This is a genomic window from Planococcus sp. A6 (assembly GCF_028823615.1).
GTDB lineage: Bacteria > Bacillota > Bacilli > Bacillales_A > Planococcaceae > Planococcus.
In genome coordinates this window covers 1-3200 of sequence record NZ_JAPEHT010000213.1, presented here as the reverse complement: position 1 = coordinate 3200, position 3200 = coordinate 1, and the positions used below count along the sequence as shown (strand labels likewise).

General features: G+C 46.0%; 3 protein-coding genes. 1 reads left to right on the top strand and 2 read right to left on the bottom strand.

The genetic code is table 11. The features are described from left to right. Positions 1-312: 312 nt before the first annotated feature. Entirely contained in the window at positions 313-576 is a 264-nt protein-coding gene (locus tag ON064_RS17765; RefSeq protein ID WP_274625810.1) for a hypothetical protein, read from the bottom strand. Then, entirely contained in the window at positions 557-793 is a 237-nt protein-coding gene (locus ON064_RS17760; RefSeq protein ID WP_274625809.1) for a hypothetical protein, read from the bottom strand. Before ON064_RS17760 ends, ON064_RS17765 begins: the two co-directional genes overlap by 20 nt. Positions 794-1013: 220 nt before the next feature. Between ON064_RS17760 and mobQ the strand changes: the two genes are divergently transcribed. After that, a complete protein-coding gene (gene mobQ / locus ON064_RS17755; RefSeq protein ID WP_274625808.1) occupies positions 1014-3077 on the top strand; it encodes a MobQ family relaxase in 2064 nt (687 codons plus the stop codon). Positions 3078-3200: the final 123 nt, after the last annotated feature.

Below are 3200 nucleotides of genomic sequence, written 5' to 3'. Positions count from 1 at the left end.
AAGATTAAATGCAGTTTTCAAACTCTATAAACCCCACCGAGGGCGACTGCACTAGAGCGCCTAGTAACTTGCGTTACAAAGCGCTCTACGTGTCGCTTCACCCTAAAAAAGCCGATAATCAGAGGCTGTAATCCTGCGGAAACAGCCTCTAGATTCCTGTCTTTTTCTTCACGGCTGAACGAGTCGAAAAGCAAAAACCATATGACTAAAAACACCGAAACTTGAAGAAGTCTCTTTTGCATAGAGCTTTCTTGTTTCGGTGTTTTTTGATACTCCATATAAAATACTAATCGAAAGGCAGCTAGTATACGCTCAACGTTTTTGAATTTTGCTTTTCACGAACTCAGAGAATGTTTGGAAGATCTTTTCTCGTTGTTCAATTGTGAAGTCATCCAATCCAAAATACTTTTCAGCCAGCGCTCCTGTCTCGATTAATCGTTTCGTTCTCGCTTTTCGTTGTTCCCAGCTCGCTCTTCGCTGCGTTTCGTTTTGCAGCTGATTTTTTCTCTTTTGGAGATCGGTGATTTGCTTCTTTATCTCCTGAGACTTGGCCAGGTTATCGGATTTCGGATTCATGTACATCCCACGCCGTAGGTTGGTCTTCGCTGCCGTTTACTTGAACAGCCATCTTTTGAATCCATTCCATGGCTTCCTGTTCCGATTCCACGTTCCACATCTTCAGCACTTCAGCTCCGATGTTTTGCTGCATTTGCTTCTCCAGATTCTTTCGCTTTTCCTTTAGTTTCTCGATTTGCTCTTCGATGCTCGTGATCTTTTCAATGTTGTTTGCCATTGATCTTCACTCCTTTTTTAATTTATTGATTAAAATATTAACATATAAATTAAAATATTCAACGATAACTGGATAAAATATGGTATAATAAATTCCGAGCTTCCAAGCGAGTGCCCAGTTATACACCACCCGAAATTCGGGGTGGTGACCTGGTCCAAAGCCCTTCCGGGTTTGGGTTGTCGCCTTCGGATATTTTAAACAGAAAAAGAGGTGAGAGAACGTGAGCTATTTCCGACTGCAAGCCAATATCATCAGCAAGAAAACCCAATCCGCCGTGGCGAGTGCCAGCTACCGAAGTGGGGATGAGTTGTATTCCGAACGGGATGAAGAACTCAAAAGCTATCAGCAGCGCGAAGTAGCTCCGGTCTCGTTCATCCTCAAACCGGAACATGCGCCCGAGTGGACGTTAGAACGTGAAAAACTATGGAACGAAGTAGAGAAAATCGAGAAAGCCTGGAACGCCCAACTCGCTCGTGAAGTCTTGATTGCATTGCCAGTCGAGTTACCGGAAGACGCTCAACAAGAACTCGTCCAATCGTTCGTTCAAGAAGAATTTGTGGAAGAGGGGATGGTCGCAGATGTGGCCATTCACCGAGACAAAGAACACAATCCGCATGCGCACATCATGCTGACGGTTCGACCGTTCAATGAAGACGGCACGTGGGGGCAAAAGAAAACACGCCAATACGAATTCGACCAAAACGGCGACATCCTTCGCGATGAAAAGGGCGAGAAAATCTTCCAAACCGTTCCGTCTACTGATTGGAACGAACGCGAAACCTTGGTGAAATGGCGCATGCATTATGCGGACGCCATCAATGAATCGTTTAAAGAACATGGCATCGAACAAACCGTCTCGGCACTTTCGTTTGAAGCGCAAGGACTCGACCAAATCGCTGAGGTTCGCTTGGAACGAAATGAATACCAATACGTGAAGCGTTTAGAGGAAAAAGGGATCGAAGCGCAGACGTTCTATCATCAATTGAATCAAGAAATCCGGAAAAAGAACGCCGAAATTGCTCAGCTAAATGATAAAATTGTCTTTCTGTCTGCTAAGCAGAAACAGGCAGATGTTCAGATCGTCTTGCACCGTCACACAAGTGAAGTTACCGAGCAATTGAAAGAGGACTACGAAAAGAGCTGGCACTTCATGAAAGGGCGTCTAAAAGACAACTTCTCATTCGATGCGGTTCATGATCAGCTGCAGGGATTGTATCGCTGGGAAGAACGCAAAGTCGAACCGAAACAAGTCGAAGCCCAGGTCACGCATGCTATTTTGAACGCTTCTCACAAGGCGTATAAAGAACACAATTTCTCTGTCGTTAAGCAACAAGGATTCACTTCATCTGACTTCCGTTCACTCTTTACCGAGCGTTTGGATGCGTTTGAAGCGTTAACGGAATCTGTCGAGAAAGACCAACAAACGGTCGATCAAATCGTGGCACACGCTGAGCGAACATACCGGGCGCAAAGCTTAATTGTCCATAACGCCTTTAATGAGTTGTTCCCGGACATTGAGGAACGATTTGCGCACAATGACCGGACGGTGGCATACAAGTCGAATGTCCTGACAGCAATCCAAACGAACGACCGGATAGCCATTCCATCAGCTCATGAAATGAATCAGCACTTGCAGCTGCAGGAACTGAAAAAGGCATGTGAACAAGGCGAGAAAGCCAGTGAGCAAATCCGGATCCAAGCGTTGATTCGCAACAAGCTCGGCAGTGAAAAAGAACAGCTCGTGAAAGATGGCACAGACCTCAAAGCGATTTATGAAACGTCCGTCAAACTGAACACGACGCAGCAATTGATTGAACGCTACGAGGCGAAAGCGAAGCACATGAATCAGGAACTCAACACCTTGGTTCGAGAGACGTTCCCACAAGCGAAAGAGAAGCTGTTAAAAGACGTCGAGCAACTTCCGTTAGAGATGAAAACGGCTCTTCTGAAGCACTACACGCAACAGAACAAACTGACAAAAGCGCCGACTTTGAAAGCGTGCTTGCAAGTGGCGAAGAAAGACCAAAGCAAACAGGCGATGGCGTATCGTGCTTATCAAACAAAACCGGAGGCTCGATTCGCTGAACGCTTAGGCAGCTCACAGAAATCCCTTTCTCACTTCCCAACAGGGCAAGCCAGTACCGAACTGATTGAACAGTTGATTGACCAAACCGAAAGGGATCAGCACCAGGCACAACACGAGACGCCTGCACCGACGAAGCTCCGTCGAAAGAGCAAAGACAAACAGCTTCGCCGTGAACTCGGCTTGGAGTTTGAACTGTAAAAGCGAACTATTGAAAGGCGTGAACTTCATGATGAAAAAAACCTTACAAAAAGGCGCCGGCAAGAAAATCGCCGTTACGTTTCTTCTATCCTTGTTGATTGGATATGCCCTGACAGGCCTCTT

What these genes read in the sequence shown, in the direction of transcription:
- ON064_RS17765 (WP_274625810.1), bottom strand. Translation starts at nt 576, where the DNA reads ATGAATCCGAAATCCGATAACCTGGCCAAGTCTCAGGAGATAAAGAAG.
- ON064_RS17760 (WP_274625809.1), bottom strand. Translation starts at nt 793, where the DNA reads ATGGCAAACAACATTGAAAAGATCACGAGCATCGAAGAGCAAATCGAG.